Genomic DNA, 16762 nt, shown 5'->3' on the forward strand with positions numbered 1-16762 from the left:
ATGGTAGCAAAATTAACTGACGTTGCTGAACTTGCTGGAGTTAGCCCAACAACCGTTTCACGCGTTATCAACAACAAAGGTTATTTGTCAGATAAGACAAAACAAAAAGTCCAAGAAGCCATGAGAACATTAGGCTATAAACCTAATAACCTCGCTCGTGGACTCCAAGGAAAATCAGCCCAACTCATCGGACTTATCTTTCCTAATATTAGCAATATCTTTTATTCTGAACTGATTGAATATCTTGAAATCGAACTATTCAAACATGGTTATAAAACGATTATCTGCAACAGTGAAAATGACCCTGCCAAGGAACGTGAATATATCGAAATGCTAGAAGCTAACCAAGTTGACGGCATCATTTCATCAAGTCACAACCTTGGTATCGATGATTACGAACGCGTCAGTGCACCTATTATTGCTTTTGATAGAAACCTGGCCCCAAATATTCCTATCATTGCTTCAGATAACTTTGAAGGAGGTAAGCTAGCTGCTCGTACCCTTCAAAAAAATGGTTGCGAAAATATCATTATGATTACCGGACACGATAACACTGATTCTCCAACCGAATTACGTGCCCTTGGTTTTACATTTCAAATTCCGCACGGTGAAGTTTTCAAAGTTCCTAACAACTTATCCACAATTCGCCGTGAAATGGAAATCAAATCCATCATCGCACGAACTAGACCTGACGGTATCTTTGTTTCCGACGATTTAACAGCCATTTTAACCATGAAAATTGCTAAACAATTAGATTTAAAAATCCCTGAAGATTTGAAAATTATCGGGTACGATGGTACATCATTTATTGAGAACTTCTTCCCACAATTGACAACCATCCGTCAACCAATCGATGAAATCGCTAGTCTACTTGTGGATATTCTCCTAAAACGCATCAAAGGCGAAAAGACAAGCAAAGACTATATCCTACCAATTTCACTTCTTCCTGGTAGCAGTATCTAATAAACACAAAAGCACAGACATTTATGTCTGTGCTTTTTAGGTACAAAAAAGAGAGATGTTTGGCATCTCTCTTTCATTTATTATTCAGTAACAAACTGACTCAATAATCCATTAACGAATTTTGCTGATGTTTCGTCTGAATATTTTTTAGCAATTTCAATGATTTCATTGACCGCAACACGTCCAGGTGTTTCTTCGAAGTATTTCACTTCGTAAAGCCCTAAACGAAGTAAAGCTTTGTCAGTTAGTGTTAAACGCTCTAGTGACCAGCCTGATTTTAAGTGTGCTTCGATTTGTTGATCAAGTTCTGATTGCAAATCACAAACACCTTTAACAAGATTTAGAAGAAATACTGGAACTTGAACTTCTTCGTCTTCTTCGACAGTCTTATCATAAGTGTAAGCAAATTCAGCTGCTTGCAAATATTCTCCACCAAATTCGAGGCTAAAGAGTGCCTGGAAGGCACGCTCACGAAGGTCACGTCTTGAATTTGTAAAGTTATTAGTCATCCAAGAAATCCTCGTCAAACAATGCTTTCAAATCAGGTTTTGGTGTTTTTTCAGGAACGATTCCTTCAACGTGAATGTTGACAGATGAAATAGTCACTTCTGCCATTTCGTAAACTGCAGCTTTAACAGCTTTTTGGATAGCCATTGAAACAGCAGGAACGTTGACACCGTATTGAAGATATACATAGATATCAGCGTTAACTGTACCATCTTCTTCTGTTTGAAGGTAAACACCTTTACCTAAAACTGTTTTGCTGAAAGTATCAGTCATGGCTTTGTTACGAAGTGAGTGAACGCCATCAACTTTTGTTGCAGCAATACCTGTGATAACTTCTAGTACTCGTGGTGAAATAACAATATCACCGATATTTTCAGTTGTCATAAGCATTTCCTTTCTAATTAAATTTAAGGATTAAAAAGTAAAGAGAGCGGTGCCCTCTCTACCCGCTCTACTGGCAAGCTTAGGCACGTGATACGTAAGTACCTTCTTGCGTATTGATTACCAATTTTTGACCGATTTCGATAAAGTCTGGTACGTTAACAACAAGACCTGTTTCAAGAGTTGCAGGTTTACCAGAACCAGTAACTGTAGCACCTTTGATTGATGGTTGAGTATCAGTAACTGTCAATTCAACAGTTGTAGGAACAGTCACACCGATAACTTCAGTTCCGTAGAATTGGATTTTAACTTCTGAGTTTTCAAGAATGTAAAGCAATTCTTGTTCTACGTTAGCAACTGGAATTTCATATTGTTCGTAGCTTTCAGTATCCATGAAGTATGCTGTGTCATCCATTTTGTAAAGGTATTGTGCAGCACGTGTTTCGATGATTGCTTGTTCGAATTTTTCTTCTGGACGGTAAGTTGTATCGAATGTTGAACCAGTACGTACGTCACGAAGTTTCATACGCATAACTGTGTTACCTTTACCTGGTTTGTGGTGGCTTGCTTCGAGAACTTTGATGAGTTTTCCATCAGATGTTACGAAAGTCATACCTGCTCTAAGCTTACTTGCTTCAATCATTTATTCATTACCTCTTATAAATTATTTATCACTTCATTTTACCATAAAATACGCTATGGCTCAAATCTTTTTGGGTTTCAAAAGAATAACCCTCTCCTACTATTTTAGACTTCATTGTTAAAAAAATCCAATTTTGATACAATAAAACTTTAGAAATTTATTAAAAAGGGAGATTTACTGAATATGAAAGTGAAACTTGAGAGTCCAGAGGGAGAGATTAAAGAAGTTAAAGTTGGTTTCAGCTGGACAACGCTATTCTTTTATTGCTTTGTGCCACTTTTCCGTAAAGATTGGAAATGGCTTGGCATTATGTTTGGAGCAATGATTTTAGGGGGAATGCTCTCACTAAGTCTCAATGTCGATACTAGCATCGGTCTTGGCTTAAACATTGCTTTTGCTATTTTATACAACAACTTTTACATCAATGATTTGTTAAAAAAAGGTTGGACGCCAGCTTCCGAAATTGACGAAAAAATTTTAAAAGATAAATTGAACTAAAAAGACTAAAAGAGCACTTCTTTTGAGTGCTCTTTTTATTAGTCATCAAAATCATCCATGCCAAGTCTCACTTCTGGAACATCGTGCTGAACGCATTCGACACCTTTTTGTTTCATCAATTCGATAGCAAATGGATGCATGCGGTAAGCTGTTTTGTAAGTAATCTTCTTAATCCCTGCCTGAAGAAGCGCTTTGGTACAGTTAATACACGGAAAATGTGTCACGTAAATTTCTGTGCCTTTGGTTGAGATACCTTCCTTAGCACACTGGATAAGGGCATTCATTTCTGCGTGAACGGTACGGATACAATGACCGTCTTCCATTTTATGTCCTGCTTCGCTACAGTTATCAGTTTCAGAAACACCACCATTGTAACCAGTCGCAATGATACGATTATCTTTCACCAAAACAGCTCCGACAAAGGCACGATCACAAGTTGAGCGTTTTGAAATCAACTCCGCATTTGCCATAAAATAATCTTCCCAAGAAAGTCTTTCAGTCATTGTTTTCCTCCTTTTCTAAACGCTTAGTTATTACAAGACAATCAATTCTTTCGGTGCCAAGGTCAGAACCTCGCACCCTTTTTCAGTGACCACAAGGTCATCTTCGATACGAACACCATATTTGTTATCAAGGTATATGCCTGGTTCATCGGTGATGGTCATGCCGACTTCAACCAATTCATCAGAATTTCCAAAGAATGGGATTTCGTGAATATCAAGTCCAATTCCATGACCAATTCCGTGTGTGAAGTGCTCACCATAACCAGCTTTTTCAATCACATCACGCGCTAGCTTATCATAATCACGGCGTGTCATACCAGCTTTGACCGAATCAATCACAGCTTGATTAGCGCGCAAAACCACATCATAAATCTCACGCTCTTCGTCAGTCGTCTCACCGATATGGATGGTACGCGTCATGTCGCTGACATAATGATTGTAGTAGCAACCAAAATCGAGGGTCAAGGTTTCGCCTGACTGGATAACTTTCTCACTGGCTACGCCGTGAGGCATAGCAGAGCGGTAACCTGATGCTGCAATGGTTTCAAAAGATACCCCAGAAGCTCCGTACTCCCGCATACGAAAATCAAGGAAGTTTGCTACTTGCAATTCTGTTGTTTTCCCAGGTTTGATGAAATCAAGCATGTCTGTAAAGGCACGGTCAGAAATCGAACAAGCTTTTCGGATGGTCGCAATTTCAGAAGCATCTTTAATCATGCGTAATTCTTCCATGAAATTCGTCGTAGCTACCAAATCATAACCTGCAAACACACCCTGCAAAGTCTGATAATAAGCAAATGACACCTGACTATCAAAACCAATCGTCGAAATCGCATCAGACGCAATCGCCTTAGCAATTTCAGAAAGTGCATCTCTGCTTTCGATGATATCAAATCCTTGAACCGTTTGCTTAGCAATCAAAGTGTAGCGAGCATCCGTTACGAACAAACGACGTGTTTTGGAAATAAAGACAGTTGCTGCTGTCCCCCAAAAACCTGTCAAATAATAAATATTATTTTGACCAGTCACCAACATAGCGTCCAGCTCTTTTTCATCTAACTTAGCATCAAATCTTTTCAGTCTTGCTAACATGAACCTCTCCCTCTCTCGTTTTTTAAGATAATTATACCAGAAAATCCTTGAAACAATCGCCTTTTTCATGTTTTTTCACAAAATACTTAGCTGGTAAATCAATTTTATCGTAAAAAAGAACCATCAGGTTCTTTTAAGTTATTGAATTTGCTTTTTTGATGAACAAAATACTTAGAATAACTAGGCTTAAGCCGTAAATAAAATAAAGCGATTGGTAGCTTTGAAGACCCAGAATTTGAATGATTAGTAAAACAGCGATGCTTAGCAGATTGACCACAGTCGTCATACTGACCACCCATTTTTCAGCATGGCTACTTTGCAAAAGCATTTTTGAACTTTCGTAAAGTGGGGTGGCTGCCATGACTAGCATAGTAAATGCCGTAAGCGCAATGATATTTGTATTGATTTGACTTGATAATAATTCAGCAAAGACATTAGCACAAAGCGTCACAAGAACTGCAAAAACTGCACTTAACAGATAGCTATTTCGATAAATCACACGCATAAATTGCTTGCTTTCGTGTTTTTGATTAGCCTGCGGCAAGAAAACAGAAACCGCACCTGCGTACATATAAGCCGGCAAACGTACCATAGAAAATAACTGGCTAATGACTGCATAAATAGAAAGTATTTTTAGACCTTGACGTCCCATCAAAGCATCAAAAGCCATGATAAAAAGGACACTTTCTAAAATTTCTTGAATGGTTAAAGGAATCCCAAAAAGAATTAACTCTTTTTTACAAGTTGACTGAGATTTCAAAGCTTCAAAAATCACACCAGAAACCAAGCTAAAATAAGCTAAAACCACTAAAAGCAATGACGTTATAGCAGAAATCGCTGCACCCTTCACCCCTAAAATCGGAACTAGATAATAATTCATTACCACATCAAGAAGCGAGCTAACAAGCCCAATCCAAAAAATCGGCTTGGTTTTCTTTTCAACTTTCAAGACATTCGTCAATAAAAAGGTTAGCAAGGTCAAGAGAATATATGGTGACATGATGACAAGATAAAGACTTGATAGCCTAAGCAAGTCACCAGAAAAACCATAAAAAAGACGCAAAAAGGATTTTCCAAAAACTAAACAAATCAGTAAAAAACTAACACCTATTATGATATCAAGTAGCAAAGAGGATTTGAGCAAATCTTTAAATCGCTGGTCATCATTTTCTGCAAAAGCACGCGCTCCTTTGATATTAAACGATAGACTGAACGCTCCTAAAATCCCACCAAAGGCAAATAAAAAATTTTGAATCACCGAGATGCCAGAAAGGGCAACACTGGAATCATTAACCGCAAAATGCAGTGACAATTGATTAATCAAAAGCTGTGCAATATTGGTCGCAATCAACGGAAAAACATAGCGATTAACTTCTTTTGAATAAGACATAAATCCTCCAATAAATCTCAACAGTAACAAAACTGCGCCGTTCCCCATAAATTGGCTCCATTATAGCACAAAAACCAGGCAAGATAACTTACCTGGGCTTTTTTACTTCAATTTATCTTTTAAATATTGTCCTGTGTAAGACTCTTTGACTTTGGCGACTTCTTCTGGTGTGCCTGTGGCAACGATTTGTCCACCACCGACACCGCCTTCTGGTCCAAGGTCAATAATGTGGTCAGCTGTTTTAATCACATCAAGATTGTGTTCAATGACAAGCACGGTATTTCCGTCATCTACAAAGCGTTGAAGAACTTTAAGCAGACGAGCAATGTCATCTGTGTGAAGACCTGTCGTTGGTTCATCAAGGATATAAAGACTCTTACCAGTTGAGCGTTTGTGAAGTTCACTAGCCAATTTCATACGCTGTGCTTCACCACCAGAAAGGGTTGTTGCAGGTTGTCCAAGTGTGACATAACCAAGTCCAACGTCTTTGATAGTTTGCAATTTGCGTGCGATTTTAGGGATTGGTGCAAAGAATTCAACGGCATCGTTGACTGTCATATCAAGGATTTCAGCGATATTTTTATCTTTATAATGAACCTCAAGCGTTTCACTGTTATAGCGTGTGCCATGACAAACTTCACAAGGCACATACACATCTGGCAAGAAGTGCATTTCAATCTTGATAATACCATCACCAGAACAAGCCTCACAACGTCCGCCTTTAACGTTAAATGAGAAACGTCCTTTTTTGTAACCACGAATCTTAGCTTCATTGGTCTTAGCAAACAGGTCACGAATGTCATCAAAGACACCTGTATAAGTTGCAGGATTTGAACGTGGAGTACGACCGATTGGACTTTGGTCAATATCAATCAAGCGTTCAATGTTTTCAATGCCTTCAAGTGCTTTGTGCTTACCAGGTTTAGCAGAATTACGATTTAATTTTTGAGCAACAGCTTTTTTCAAAATACTGTTAACCAAAGTTGATTTACCAGAGCCAGATACTCCAGTCACCGCGATGAATTTTCCAAGTGGGAAAGTCACGTCGATATTTTGCAGGTTATTTTCTGAAGCTCCTAGTACGCGAAGAAAACGTCCATTACCTTTACGACGTTCTAGTGGCACAGGAATTTCTTTTGCACCTGATAGATATTGACCTGTGATTGATTTTTTATTCTTAGCAACTTCTTCTGGCGTACCAGATGCCACGATTTGCCCACCAAATTCACCCGCACCTGGTCCGACATCAATCAGCCAGTCAGCTTGACGCATAGTATCTTCGTCGTGTTCAACGACAATTAAGGTATTTCCGAGATCACGCATTTTCTTCAAACTATCAATCAAACGGTCATTGTCGCGTTGATGAAGCCCAATTGACGGTTCATCAAGGATATAAAGCACGCCCGACAAGTTTGAACCAATTTGCGTTGCCAAACGAATACGCTGACTTTCACCACCTGACAAAGTCCCCGCAGAACGTGACAAGGTCAAATAATTCAATCCCACGTTATTTAAGAAAGTCAAACGATCTTTGATTTCCTTAACGATTGGTGTGGCAATCGTTTTTTCATTTTCAGAAAGCTCCAAGTGATTCAAGAGTTCCAAATGGTCAGCAACTGACAAATCAGACACCTGACCAATATTCAAACCATTTTCACCACCAACACGAACGCAGAGCGCTTGATTATTCAAACGATAACCGTGACATGTTGGACATGGCAACTCATTCATGTAACCGCGCATGACGTTACGAGTGAAGTCGCTGTTTGTCTCATGGTAACGACGATTGATATTGTTGACAACACCTTCAAATGGAAGGTCAATATTGCGTTCGCCACCAAAATCATTGACATAGTGGAAATGGAATTCACGCTCACCTGAACCGTAAAGCACAAGATTTTGCTCTTCTTCGCTCAAGTCTTCAAAAGGTGTATCCATATCAACACCAAAAGCCTCCATAGCTTGCTCAAGCATAGCAGGATAATAATTTGATGAAATAGGATTCCATGGTGCTAAAGCCCCCTCACGAAGCGTTTTGCTGCGGTCAGGAATCACCAAATCCAAGTCAACTTCTAGTTTATTTCCTAAACCATCACAGGTTGGACATGAACCAAATGGCGCATTAAATGAAAACAAACGCGGTTCTAATTCGGGAACAGTAAAGCCACAGACTGGGCAAGAATAGTGTTCTGAGAAAAGCAATTCATTGCCATCCATGGTATCGATGATGACATAACCATCTGCCAAACGAAGAGCTGCTTCCACAGAATCAAAAAGACGTGAACGAATGCCGTCTTTATTAATCAAACGGTCTACGACGATTTCGATATTGTGCATTTTGCTCTTAGATAACTCAGGAACTTCTGAAATGTCGAAAATCTCGCCATCCACGCGCACACGCACATAACCATCTTTTTGAATGCGGTCAAAAATCGTCTTGTGTTGACCTTTTTTGCGACGAACCACAGGCGCTAAAATTTGCATTCTTGTGCGCTCAGGCAATTCCAATACCTTATCAACAATCTGTTCAACCGATGATGCCGTAATAGCACCGTGCCCATTAATACAGTAAGGCGTTCCCACACGAGCGTACAAAAGGCGCAGATAATCATTGATTTCTGTCGTTGTTCCTACAGTAGAGCGCGGGTTTTTACTTGTTGTTTTTTGGTCAATGGAAATAGCTGGGCTAAGGCCTTCAATCGAATCCACATCAGGTTTTTCCATATTTCCAAGAAACATGCGGGCATAAGCAGACAAGCTTTCAACGTAACGACGTTGCCCTTCTGCGTAAATCGTATCAAATGCCAAACTTGATTTTCCAGACCCCGACAAACCAGTCACAACAACTAATTTGTCCCGCGGAATCTCAACATTGACATTTTTTAAATTGTGGGCACGAGCCCCACGAATAATCAATTTATCTTGCATAATCTGTGAGATAAGCTAAGCTTGACACTAGGCCACGCTTAGCTTTCCATCCTTTCTTTGCGAGTACATTTTCTTCTTATTTCATTATAACAAATTTTCTACTTTTCTCTGTCCCCAAAAACTGCTAATTGTAGTATAATAGACTAGTATGTAGAATTTTGTCTAAAAAGAGATTATTTTACAACTTAAAAAAATCATTGAACAAGAACTAAAGACGGCACTATCGCTGGTGGTCCTAACTAGTTATCATAGTTTAATAGTTCTTGTATCTCATCGCAAAAGGAGGGGTTGTTTTTATGGAACAAATGTTTCTATCAACAGCGTTAGAGTTTAAAGAAATCAATACATTCGAGCCAGGAGCTTGGATTAATTTGGTTAACCCCTCCCAGGAAGAGTCTGTGAGTTTAGCCGAACAATTTAATATCGATATCACAGACCTTCGTGCGCCACTCGACCTTGAAGAAACATCACGTATTTCTGTCGAAGACGATTACACTTTGATTATCGTCGACGTCCCAACCTACGAAGAACGTAATAACAAAAGCTATTATGTGACCATTCCGCTCGGTATCATTGTCACTGACAATGCTGTTATCACAACGTGTTTGCAAGAACTAACATTATTTGATAACTTTTTCAATCGTCGCGTCAAAAACTTCTACACATTTATGAAGACACGTTTTGTTTTCCAACTGCTTTATCGTAACGCAGAGCTATTCCTAACAGCCCTTCGTTCTATCGACCGTCAAAGTGACCGAATCGAAGCAGAATTGGAAAATGCCACACGTAATGAACAACTCATCGACATGATGGAGCTTGAAAAATCTATTGTCTACTTGAAAGCCTCATTGAAATTCAATGAACGTATCGTTAAAAAACTTTCGAGTAGTACCAGCTCTTTGAAAAAATACATCGAAGACGAAGACTTGCTTGAAGACACTTTGATTGAAACGCAACAGGCGATTGAGATGGCTGGCATTTACGAAAATGTCTTGAATGCCATGACTGAAACAACTGCTTCAATCATCAACAACAACCAGAATACCATCATGAAAACCTTGGCTTTGATGACCATGGCACTTGATATTCCAACGGTTATCTTCTCTGCCTACGGGATGAACTTCCAAAACAACTGGTTACCATTAAATGGTCTACCACATGCCTTTTGGTACATCGTCTTCATCGCCGCTGCCATGAGCTTGTCCGTGGTATTCTACTTCTTCAGGAAGAAATGGTTTTAATTGATTAATTTTTACTGTAACTAAAGTTACTAGTAAAAATACGGTTGTCTCTATTTTGAGACAACCTAAACCACTTACTAGCTCGAAAAGTGATTAATATCGAATCACTTTTCTCTCGTCGTAACAATCATCACCTACTTACGCAACTAAAGTCGCTAACAGAAATACGGAAGAATCTATCAGAGATTCTTCCTAGGCAGCTCACTATTTGTAAAGCAATTATTATCGAATTACTTTACTTATGTCGTAATTTTGTTAGAGATTCCCTAACTCTCTGACTAGTTTGAAAAGCGATTATTATCGAATCACTTTTCTCTCGTCATAACTTTTCAATCATTGTTGCGGCTAAACTTATTAATTTACATAGTATTTACTTTCTAAAGGCACTTACTAGTTAGAAAAAGCAAGTGATTTTGTTTTCTCTAACTAATAACTGGCTTTATCTTATAAGACCTTATACAGGAGAATATTTATGGATTTAACTAATCTTACTAAAAAGAACCAAGAGTTTATTCACATTGCTACTAATCAATTGATTGAAGATGGTAAATCTGACGAAGAAATCCAAGCAATTTTGGAAGAAGTTTTACCAACAATCATTGAAAATCAGAAAAAAGGCTTAACTGCTCGTGCCCTTCTTGGTGCACCAACGGTTTGGGCTGCTTCTTTCACTGAAAAAGCTTCTGATGCTAAAGCAAACCAAGAAAAGAAAAATGATAACCCTTGGTTAATGTGGTTAGATACATCACTTCTTTTCATCGGAATCGTTGCTCTACTTAACGCCCTTATGGGATTCTTTAATTCAGCAACTAGCTCTGGACTTTTCTCACTTCTTGCCCTTGGTTTTGGTGGAGGTGCTGCTATGTACGCAACTTACCACTTCATCTATCGCTTCGCTGGTAAACCTAAGAGCGAACGTCCAGGTTGGAAAAAAACTTTCCTTGTACTTGGTTTAGCAATGCTTGGTTGGGTTCTCCTATACACCGCAACTGCATTCTTACCAGCCGTTCTTAATCCACAATTACCACCAATCGTAATGTTAATCATCGGTGTTATATCACTCGTCGGACGTTATTTCCTACAAAAGAAATACAACATCCTAAACGCAATGACACCACAACAATAAAAATAAATAACCTCACTAAGCATAAGTTTTAGTGAGGTTATTTTTTATTTAGAACGCAAAGTTAAAGCAATGTCATCTGGCCAAGTTGAAGTCATTTTAATCTGATCAAGGTTTTCAACCGAAATTTTTTTAGCTGAGAAATATGTTTTCTTATGATAGCGGATATTGAAATCATCCTGACTATCTTCTTTAACATCTGTTAATGATTTGTCATTCAGTGAAAAATCAGTCTTCAGACCTTCTTTCAAATCTTCTTTTGTAAACATGACATACACTGTCCCAGAAAAGTGATTCTCTAAAGGTAAAACCTCATCTTTGTTTACTACTAAAACATCTTTAACATTTAGTTGTTCTTCTTCACTTTGATAAGCTTTACTACTTTCTGCTTTAATGGCAGCAGCGGTATCATAAGAAGCTTCTGAGACAATACCACAACCAGATAGCAACCCAAATAATAAAGCTACTCCCAAAACCTTAATTACTTTCATCATAATCTCTCCTATATTCTAAAATATCTCCCGGCTGACAATCCAACTCTCTACAAATACTCATCAAGGTATTAAACCTGACCCCCTTTGCCTTCCCGGTCTTCAAAATAGACAAATTCGCCTCGGTGATTCCTATTTTCTCAGCCAGCTCCTTAGAGGTGATATTTCTTGATTTTAACACCTTATCTAAATGTACTTTTATTTCTTCCATATCAAATAATCTCATCGTGATCTTTTTGCAATTCATAACCACGTTTTAGCACAACAATAGCAATATCATTGATAATGATAAAAACAATATTCACAAGATAATCTTTAAAAGATAAATCAAATAAGCTACTTGTATCTGCTATTCTAGAAAAATTAAGCAAGATATTAACAAGCAATTGAATTCCTGTGAATAAAATCTGATAAAGAAGAACTTTAGAAAGCAAATTGATGTTTTCGGAGCAAAAATACTCTTCAACTTGAAAATTTATCAACAACTTATCCAAAGCTCGCATTATCCTAAATAGAAGATAAAAAATAATTATAGCCATTATTAAGACAACAATCGGAATCCAAACAGAGACCTGAACTCTTTGATAACCATAATCCAAAGTAAATAGGCCACCATGATTTTGCCCAGCAAAAAACACTGCAAAGATACCAAATCCCATCAAAATCATACCTACAATCGATAAATAGCATATTATTTTAACAACTTCTCTTCCAACTTTTAAAGTAATCTCTTTCATAAGTCTCCCTCTAAATTATTGTTTTACAATAATCGTATTCTTGAAATTATTATAAAACAATAATTTCAACTTATAAACTCAAAAAAGATTTTTCCACACAAAAAAACGACCTCTTTCGAAGTCGTTTTTTCTGTTCACCGCAACGAATTAGTCTTCGTTTACGAATGGCATAAGAGCCATAACGCGAGCGCGTTTGATAGCTGTTGTTACTTTACGTTGGTTTTTAGCTGAAGTTCCAGTTACGCGACGTGGAAGAATTTTACCACGTTCTGAAACGAAACGGCTAAGAAGCTCAGTATCTTTGTAATCAACATATTCAATTTTGTTAGCTGCGATGTAATCAACTTTTTTACGGCGTTTGAATCCGCCACGACGTTGTTGAGCCATGTTTTATTCTCCTTTATATTATTGTTGTTTCAAGTTTAACACTTGAGGTGTCCATATCCATTAGAATGGAAGATCGTCATCTGAAATATCCATTGGGTTAGAATTACCAAATGGACTTTCGTCACGACCGAAATTAGGTGTTTGTTGTGAAGGTTGTGATGAGAAACCACCATTAGAAGATCCACCAAATGATGAATTGTTGTTAAATCCACCGTTGTAAGAACCACCTGATTGACCTTCACGTGTAGCACGACTTTCCAAGATTTGGAAATTATCTGCAACGACCTCAGTTACGTAAACACGTTGGCCTTGTTGGTTTTCATAGTTACGAGTCTGAATACGACCAGTAACACCAACCAATGTACCTTTTTTAGCCCAGTTAGCCAAGTTTTCAGCTTGCTGACGCCAAATAACACAGTTAATAAAATCTGCTTCACGTTCACCATTTTGGTTCTTGAAGTTACGGTTTACAGCAAGTGTAAATGTCGCAACTGCTTGATTAGATGGTGTGTAACGGAGTTCTGCATCGCGGGTCATACGACCAACAAGTACTACATTATTAATCATAAGACACCTTCTTACGCGTCGATTTTAACGATCATGTGACGAAGAATGTCACCGTTGATTTTTGAAAGACGGTCGAACTCGTTAAGAGCTACAGCATCTTCTGCTTCAACGTTAACAACGTGGTAAAGTCCTTCACGGAAATCTTGGATTTCGTATGCAAGACGACGTTTTTCCCAGTCTTTTGATTCAACAACAGTTGCACCGTTGTCAGTCAAGATAGAGTCAAAGCGTGCTACCAAAGCATTTTTAGCTTCTTCTTCAATGTTTGGACGAATAATGTAAAGAATTTCGTATTTAGCCATTGATATTTTTCCTCCTTTTGGTCTAATGACTCGCGAACCTGATCACGAGTAAGTGAGGTATACTCACAATAAACTATTATACTATACCTTAAATCGATGTGCAAGAGATATGCGGGAAAGAAAGTGTTTTTATCCTAAATTTTTTTATCAATTTATATCCCCAAAATCTCCCAAAACAAAAAAGCAGGTCTGCTCTGCTTCTTTGCTTAAAAATCGCCTTTATTAGAAACGGCTAAGTTTGTCTCATAAATCTCCGTTGCAAAATCTAATTCTTTTCTAAAAGCATTTGCTTCTTCGCGACTTTCAAAAATCTTTTGTGCTTGAACGTACTGTTGACCACTGCGCCAGTACATCTTCCTAACAACCCACATATCCTTACCTCGCTTTTCGCTAGTATAACTTCAATTATAGCATAAATTTTATGAATTGTTGCAAAATTAAGTCTTGTATTTAACTTTTAATATAAACTTCAAATTAACTTAACAAAAACTTTGTGAAAGCGTAACAAAAAAAGATGAGCTTATCGCTCATCTTCAATCTTTTTTAATTATCCTTAAAAAATCTTTTTAATTGATTAATGGTATCTTGGTAGTTTTTAGAGTTCATTTGTGGTCGTTTAAGTCCTTTTTGACTGAGGTATTGACCAACTCGGTCACCATGACGTTTGAGGTATCTGCTACTTGTTACAACAAAGATATAAATAACGATAACAAGACAAATCGGAATACCGATAAACGGTGCAATATAAAGTGCATTTAGCTGCATGGCATCGGAAGTGGTCTTAGCTTCACCATCAGCATTTGGAATGCGGTGCCCGCGTACCAGTAGACGTTGGGTATTTATCCCGTAAGGTGTACATGTCACCAAAGTCAGATAATCTTGGTTAGGATCAATCGTCAAATCTGAAAAGTCTGTTGGCTCAACCACGCGAATCTGATCAACTTCATAAGTCAATGTTTCATTCAAAACATGGATGGTAAAGGTATCACCTTCACGCAATTTATCCAAATCAGAAAACAGTTTAGCCGAAGGCAAGCCACGGTGTCCTGATACGACACAGTGTGTTCCTTTCCCACCAACGGGAAGCGAACTACCTGCTAAATGTCCGATTGAAGTTTGTAAAACCTTATCTGATGTGCCATGATAAATACTTAATTTAATGTTGATTTTTGGGATACTGATGTAACCCATCGCCCCATCATGATTGAAATTCAACTGTGATTCATAATCTTTTTTCTGCTCATCAGTCATATCCCAGTTCATGCTGGTCAATCTCTTATTATAATCCTCTGCTTGAGTAAGAATCTTATCATACTCTTTCTCAGACATGTTAGAAACGCTTTTAGCATAGGACATAATTCCTTTTGTCTGGTGAAATGAGTTCCAGTAGTCACTCAAAGACGGGTAAGTTACCAAGCCCAGCCCGATGAGAAAGACGAGGGGCATTATCAAAGATTTCCAATGTTGCTTTAACCACGCCACTGCTTTTTCTCCTTTCTGCTGGCAAATTCTTTCTAAAAAGAATCATCTTCGAAAATAGACTCGTGCTACTTTCGAAGATGTTCTAACGATTAATCATTAAAGATTTTTAACACGACGTTTTGCAACCATGTAAACTGATGCTACCAAGATAGCAACAGCACCAACTACATAAAGCATTCTTGTACCAAATGAACCAGTTGATGGCAATTCAGTACCTTTTTGGTTAAGAACATTAGCTGTAGTGTGGTCTGCGTTAACAACAACTTCTTGACGGCTAGTCAATTTGTTATAACCAGCAGGTGCTTTGATTTCTTCAAGGAAGAAACGAGTTCCATCTTTTAGACCTGAAATGTGAGTCATACCAGCTGGGATAACTTCTACACAAGTTGAAGGGTCATCAGTTGAAACAGCGATACGATACATAGTATCTGTAAGTTTCACAAATTTGATTGGAGTTGTACTTGTTTCAGAATCATAAACTTTGAATTCAGCTCCTGACAAAGTAGTTGTACCATTTGTTTTGTTAATTGTGAATCCATATGTTTTAACAATTTCAGGGTCTGTATTGATATTACCAGAACCACCATCATAATTGTAAGTGATTTTTGCACTGTTGGTTGCTTCACCAGTACGGTTAGTAACACCTGCTGCACCAGGCAATACAGTGGCAGAGTAAGTAATTGTTACTTCTGATGGAGTATCATAAAGTGATGCACCAGTTGATGTGTTAACCCAAGGAAGAACGACTGTCAATTTACCAGTAGTTGAATCTACGTTAACTGATTGTGGTGTAATTGTTTGTTCAATCTGAGTATCACGACCTTTTACTTTAACAACAACACTATTTGCATTGATAGCCAAGTTTGTTGGAGTATCGACGATAGTGTAGTCAGTGATTTGTTTACCTTCACCATCTTTTACTACATAGTTTGTTGCAGTATATTTAATTGTATAGTTAACAGTATCACCAATTGCTGCTGAGTCTTCATTAGCTTCCTTAGTAGCTTGGCTTGGGCTTGGAGTATTTTTATCAACAACATAAGCATTTGGATTAGTACTGTCTACTGTAATTGCTGCACCAAGTGAAGATTTAACAAAGTAATAACCGAATGACAACCCTGTGAATGCCACTGTGTTACTAGTTGCATCTACTGGGCTTCCTACTTGAGTACCAAATCCTTCAGCCCAAGTTTTAAATGCATCACTTCTCACTACTGATTCAGTGGTAGTTGATTTTGCTGTAACGTTACCAGCTGAATCAACATTAAAGTAAGTAGCGACATCTGCTTCTGTTTTACCGCTTGGTAAAGTATAAGCGATAGCTCCATTGTCACCTACTGTTGCATCAAAAAGTTTGTAAAGTGTATATCTTTTTCCAACTTCGGCATTTTGAATCGTAATTGATCCAGTATCATCTGCTAATGCATGTCCACCTGTAAAGACAAGTGCAACTGCTGCGACGAGGAATGCAATCACATTTCTAATCTTTTTCATAGTTAACCTTCTTTCTTTTTTATCCTAAAAAAT

At 38.0% G+C, this 16762-nt stretch carries 21 protein-coding genes; 4 read left to right on the plus strand and 17 right to left on the minus strand.

Going from position 1 to position 16762, the window contains the following annotated elements:
* Entirely contained in the window at nt 1-963 is a 963-nt protein-coding gene (locus GPZ88_RS02835; protein WP_166043324.1) for a LacI family DNA-binding transcriptional regulator, read from the plus strand.
* 80 nt (nt 964-1043) lie between these two features.
* Here the strand turns inward: GPZ88_RS02835 and nusB are convergent, their stop codons facing one another.
* The 3 genes from nusB to efp form a co-directional block, all read right to left on the minus strand.
* Entirely contained in the window at nt 1044-1472 is a 429-nt protein-coding gene (gene nusB / locus GPZ88_RS02840) for a transcription antitermination factor NusB (protein WP_006531995.1), read from the minus strand.
* Nucleotides 1465-1854, minus strand: coding sequence for an Asp23/Gls24 family envelope stress response protein (locus tag GPZ88_RS02845; RefSeq protein ID WP_014335250.1), 390 nt, complete (start codon nt 1852-1854; stop codon nt 1465-1467). The genes nusB and GPZ88_RS02845 overlap by 8 nt, the downstream gene beginning before the upstream one ends.
* A 79-nt stretch (nt 1855-1933) precedes the next feature.
* Nucleotides 1934-2494 carry an elongation factor P gene (gene efp / locus GPZ88_RS02850; protein WP_074560860.1) on the minus strand — a complete coding sequence of 187 codons (561 nt, stop codon included), beginning with the start codon at nt 2492-2494 and terminating at the stop codon, nt 1934-1936.
* Nucleotides 2495-2677: 183 nt separating this feature from the next.
* Here efp and GPZ88_RS02855 point away from each other — a divergent pair, with 183 nt between their 5' ends.
* On the plus strand, nt 2678-2992 hold the full coding sequence (locus tag GPZ88_RS02855; protein ID WP_166043326.1) for a hypothetical protein: 315 nt from the start codon (nt 2678-2680) through the stop codon (nt 2990-2992).
* A 38-nt stretch (nt 2993-3030) separates the two neighbouring features.
* Here GPZ88_RS02855 and GPZ88_RS02860 read toward each other — a convergent pair whose 3' ends face one another.
* The 4 genes from GPZ88_RS02860 to uvrA all read right to left on the minus strand — a co-directional run bounded on the left by GPZ88_RS02860 (nt 3031) and on the right by uvrA (nt 8905).
* The gene (locus tag GPZ88_RS02860) at nt 3031-3495 is read right to left on the minus strand and encodes a deoxycytidylate deaminase (RefSeq protein ID WP_006531991.1); all 465 of its coding nucleotides are present in this window, start codon (nt 3493-3495) and stop codon (nt 3031-3033) included.
* A 30-nt stretch (nt 3496-3525) separates the two neighbouring features.
* A complete protein-coding gene (locus GPZ88_RS02865; protein WP_166043329.1) occupies nt 3526-4587 on the minus strand; it encodes a M24 family metallopeptidase in 1062 nt (353 codons plus the stop codon).
* 133 nt (nt 4588-4720) lie between these two features.
* Nucleotides 4721-5977, minus strand: a complete 1257-nt coding sequence (locus GPZ88_RS02870; RefSeq protein ID WP_166043331.1) for an MATE family efflux transporter — start codon at nt 5975-5977, stop codon at nt 4721-4723.
* A 102-nt stretch (nt 5978-6079) separates the two neighbouring features.
* Entirely contained in the window at nt 6080-8905 is a 2826-nt protein-coding gene (uvrA, locus tag GPZ88_RS02875; protein WP_166043333.1) for an excinuclease ABC subunit UvrA, read from the minus strand.
* 296 nt (nt 8906-9201) lie between these two features.
* On the opposite strand from uvrA, the gene GPZ88_RS02880 reads away from it, so the two are divergent.
* Nucleotides 9202-10146: a magnesium transporter CorA family protein gene (locus GPZ88_RS02880; protein WP_020917419.1), complete on the plus strand. Its 945-nt coding sequence runs from the start codon at nt 9202-9204 to the stop codon at nt 10144-10146.
* 472 nt (nt 10147-10618) lie between these two features.
* A complete protein-coding gene (locus tag GPZ88_RS02885) occupies nt 10619-11272 on the plus strand; it encodes a DUF1129 domain-containing protein (RefSeq protein ID WP_166043335.1) in 654 nt (217 codons plus the stop codon).
* Nucleotides 11273-11316: 44 nt separating this feature from the next.
* Here the strand turns inward: GPZ88_RS02885 and GPZ88_RS02890 are convergent, their stop codons facing one another.
* The 10 genes from GPZ88_RS02890 to GPZ88_RS02935 all read right to left on the minus strand — a co-directional run bounded on the left by GPZ88_RS02890 (nt 11317) and on the right by GPZ88_RS02935 (nt 16729).
* Nucleotides 11317-11763 carry a hypothetical protein gene (locus GPZ88_RS02890; RefSeq protein WP_166042836.1) on the minus strand — a complete coding sequence of 149 codons (447 nt, stop codon included), beginning with the start codon at nt 11761-11763 and terminating at the stop codon, nt 11317-11319.
* The gene (locus GPZ88_RS02895; protein ID WP_043895293.1) at nt 11747-11971 is read right to left on the minus strand and encodes a helix-turn-helix domain-containing protein; all 225 of its coding nucleotides are present in this window, start codon (nt 11969-11971) and stop codon (nt 11747-11749) included. Before GPZ88_RS02895 ends, GPZ88_RS02890 begins: the two co-directional genes overlap by 17 nt.
* Nucleotide 11972: 1 nt before the next feature.
* Complete coding sequence (locus GPZ88_RS02900) at nt 11973-12497, minus strand: heme biosynthesis HemY N-terminal domain-containing protein (protein ID WP_166043337.1); 525 nt, start codon at nt 12495-12497, stop codon at nt 11973-11975.
* A gap of 147 nt (nt 12498-12644) precedes the next feature.
* Nucleotides 12645-12884 (minus strand): 30S ribosomal protein S18, encoded by a 240-nt coding sequence (gene rpsR / locus GPZ88_RS02905; protein ID WP_000068664.1) that lies wholly within the window; start codon nt 12882-12884, stop codon nt 12645-12647.
* Between the two features lie 60 nt (nt 12885-12944).
* Nucleotides 12945-13451, minus strand: coding sequence for a single-stranded DNA-binding protein (locus tag GPZ88_RS02910; RefSeq protein WP_074626843.1), 507 nt, complete (start codon nt 13449-13451; stop codon nt 12945-12947).
* Nucleotides 13452-13462: 11 nt separating this feature from the next.
* Entirely contained in the window at nt 13463-13753 is a 291-nt protein-coding gene (gene rpsF, locus GPZ88_RS02915; RefSeq protein WP_004233201.1) for a 30S ribosomal protein S6, read from the minus strand.
* 206 nt (nt 13754-13959) lie between these two features.
* On the minus strand, nt 13960-14106 hold the full coding sequence (locus tag GPZ88_RS02920; RefSeq protein WP_228380491.1) for an ATP-dependent protease: 147 nt from the start codon (nt 14104-14106) through the stop codon (nt 13960-13962).
* Between the two features lie 190 nt (nt 14107-14296).
* On the minus strand, nt 14297-15199 hold the full coding sequence (locus tag GPZ88_RS02925) for a class C sortase (protein WP_166044340.1): 903 nt from the start codon (nt 15197-15199) through the stop codon (nt 14297-14299).
* Nucleotides 15144-15281: a hypothetical protein gene (locus GPZ88_RS02930; RefSeq protein ID WP_166042837.1), complete on the minus strand. Its 138-nt coding sequence runs from the start codon at nt 15279-15281 to the stop codon at nt 15144-15146. The genes GPZ88_RS02925 and GPZ88_RS02930 overlap by 56 nt, the downstream gene beginning before the upstream one ends.
* Before the next feature lie 50 nt (nt 15282-15331).
* Nucleotides 15332-16729: a SpaH/EbpB family LPXTG-anchored major pilin gene (locus GPZ88_RS02935; protein WP_166043339.1), complete on the minus strand. Its 1398-nt coding sequence runs from the start codon at nt 16727-16729 to the stop codon at nt 15332-15334.
* Between the last annotated feature and the right edge of the window lie 33 nt (nt 16730-16762).

Source organism: Streptococcus ruminicola, from assembly GCF_011387195.1.
In the GTDB taxonomy this organism is placed as follows: domain Bacteria; phylum Bacillota; class Bacilli; order Lactobacillales; family Streptococcaceae; genus Streptococcus; species Streptococcus ruminicola.

Coding starts and splice junctions, on each gene's coding strand:
- rpsR (WP_000068664.1), bottom strand. CDS start 12,884: ATGGCTCAACAACGTCGTGGCGGATTCAAACGCCGTAAAAAAGTTGAT.
- GPZ88_RS02880 (WP_020917419.1), top strand. CDS start 9,202: ATGGAACAAATGTTTCTATCAACAGCGTTAGAGTTTAAAGAAATCAAT.
- GPZ88_RS02870 (WP_166043331.1), bottom strand. CDS start 5,977: ATGTCTTATTCAAAAGAAGTTAATCGCTATGTTTTTCCGTTGATTGCG.
- uvrA (WP_166043333.1), bottom strand. CDS start 8,905: ATGCAAGATAAATTGATTATTCGTGGGGCTCGTGCCCACAATTTAAAA.
- GPZ88_RS02900 (WP_166043337.1), bottom strand. CDS start 12,497: ATGAAAGAGATTACTTTAAAAGTTGGAAGAGAAGTTGTTAAAATAATA.
- GPZ88_RS02860 (WP_006531991.1), bottom strand. CDS start 3,495: ATGACTGAAAGACTTTCTTGGGAAGATTATTTTATGGCAAATGCGGAG.
- GPZ88_RS02890 (WP_166042836.1), bottom strand. CDS start 11,763: ATGATGAAAGTAATTAAGGTTTTGGGAGTAGCTTTATTATTTGGGTTG.
- GPZ88_RS02885 (WP_166043335.1), top strand. CDS start 10,619: ATGGATTTAACTAATCTTACTAAAAAGAACCAAGAGTTTATTCACATT.
- rpsF (WP_004233201.1), bottom strand. CDS start 13,753: ATGGCTAAATACGAAATTCTTTACATTATTCGTCCAAACATTGAAGAA.
- efp (WP_074560860.1), bottom strand. CDS start 2,494: ATGATTGAAGCAAGTAAGCTTAGAGCAGGTATGACTTTCGTAACATCT.
- GPZ88_RS02930 (WP_166042837.1), bottom strand. CDS start 15,281: ATGATTCTTTTTAGAAAGAATTTGCCAGCAGAAAGGAGAAAAAGCAGT.
- nusB (WP_006531995.1), bottom strand. CDS start 1,472: ATGACTAATAACTTTACAAATTCAAGACGTGACCTTCGTGAGCGTGCC.
- GPZ88_RS02935 (WP_166043339.1), bottom strand. CDS start 16,729: ATGAAAAAGATTAGAAATGTGATTGCATTCCTCGTCGCAGCAGTTGCA.
- GPZ88_RS02920 (WP_228380491.1), bottom strand. CDS start 14,106: ATGTACTGGCGCAGTGGTCAACAGTACGTTCAAGCACAAAAGATTTTT.
- GPZ88_RS02925 (WP_166044340.1), bottom strand. CDS start 15,199: ATGCCCCTCGTCTTTCTCATCGGGCTGGGCTTGGTAACTTACCCGTCT.
- GPZ88_RS02895 (WP_043895293.1), bottom strand. CDS start 11,971: ATGGAAGAAATAAAAGTACATTTAGATAAGGTGTTAAAATCAAGAAAT.
- GPZ88_RS02845 (WP_014335250.1), bottom strand. CDS start 1,854: ATGACAACTGAAAATATCGGTGATATTGTTATTTCACCACGAGTACTA.
- GPZ88_RS02835 (WP_166043324.1), top strand. CDS start 1: ATGGTAGCAAAATTAACTGACGTTGCTGAACTTGCTGGAGTTAGCCCA.
- GPZ88_RS02865 (WP_166043329.1), bottom strand. CDS start 4,587: ATGTTAGCAAGACTGAAAAGATTTGATGCTAAGTTAGATGAAAAAGAG.
- GPZ88_RS02910 (WP_074626843.1), bottom strand. CDS start 13,451: ATGATTAATAATGTAGTACTTGTTGGTCGTATGACCCGCGATGCAGAA.
- GPZ88_RS02855 (WP_166043326.1), top strand. CDS start 2,678: ATGAAAGTGAAACTTGAGAGTCCAGAGGGAGAGATTAAAGAAGTTAAA.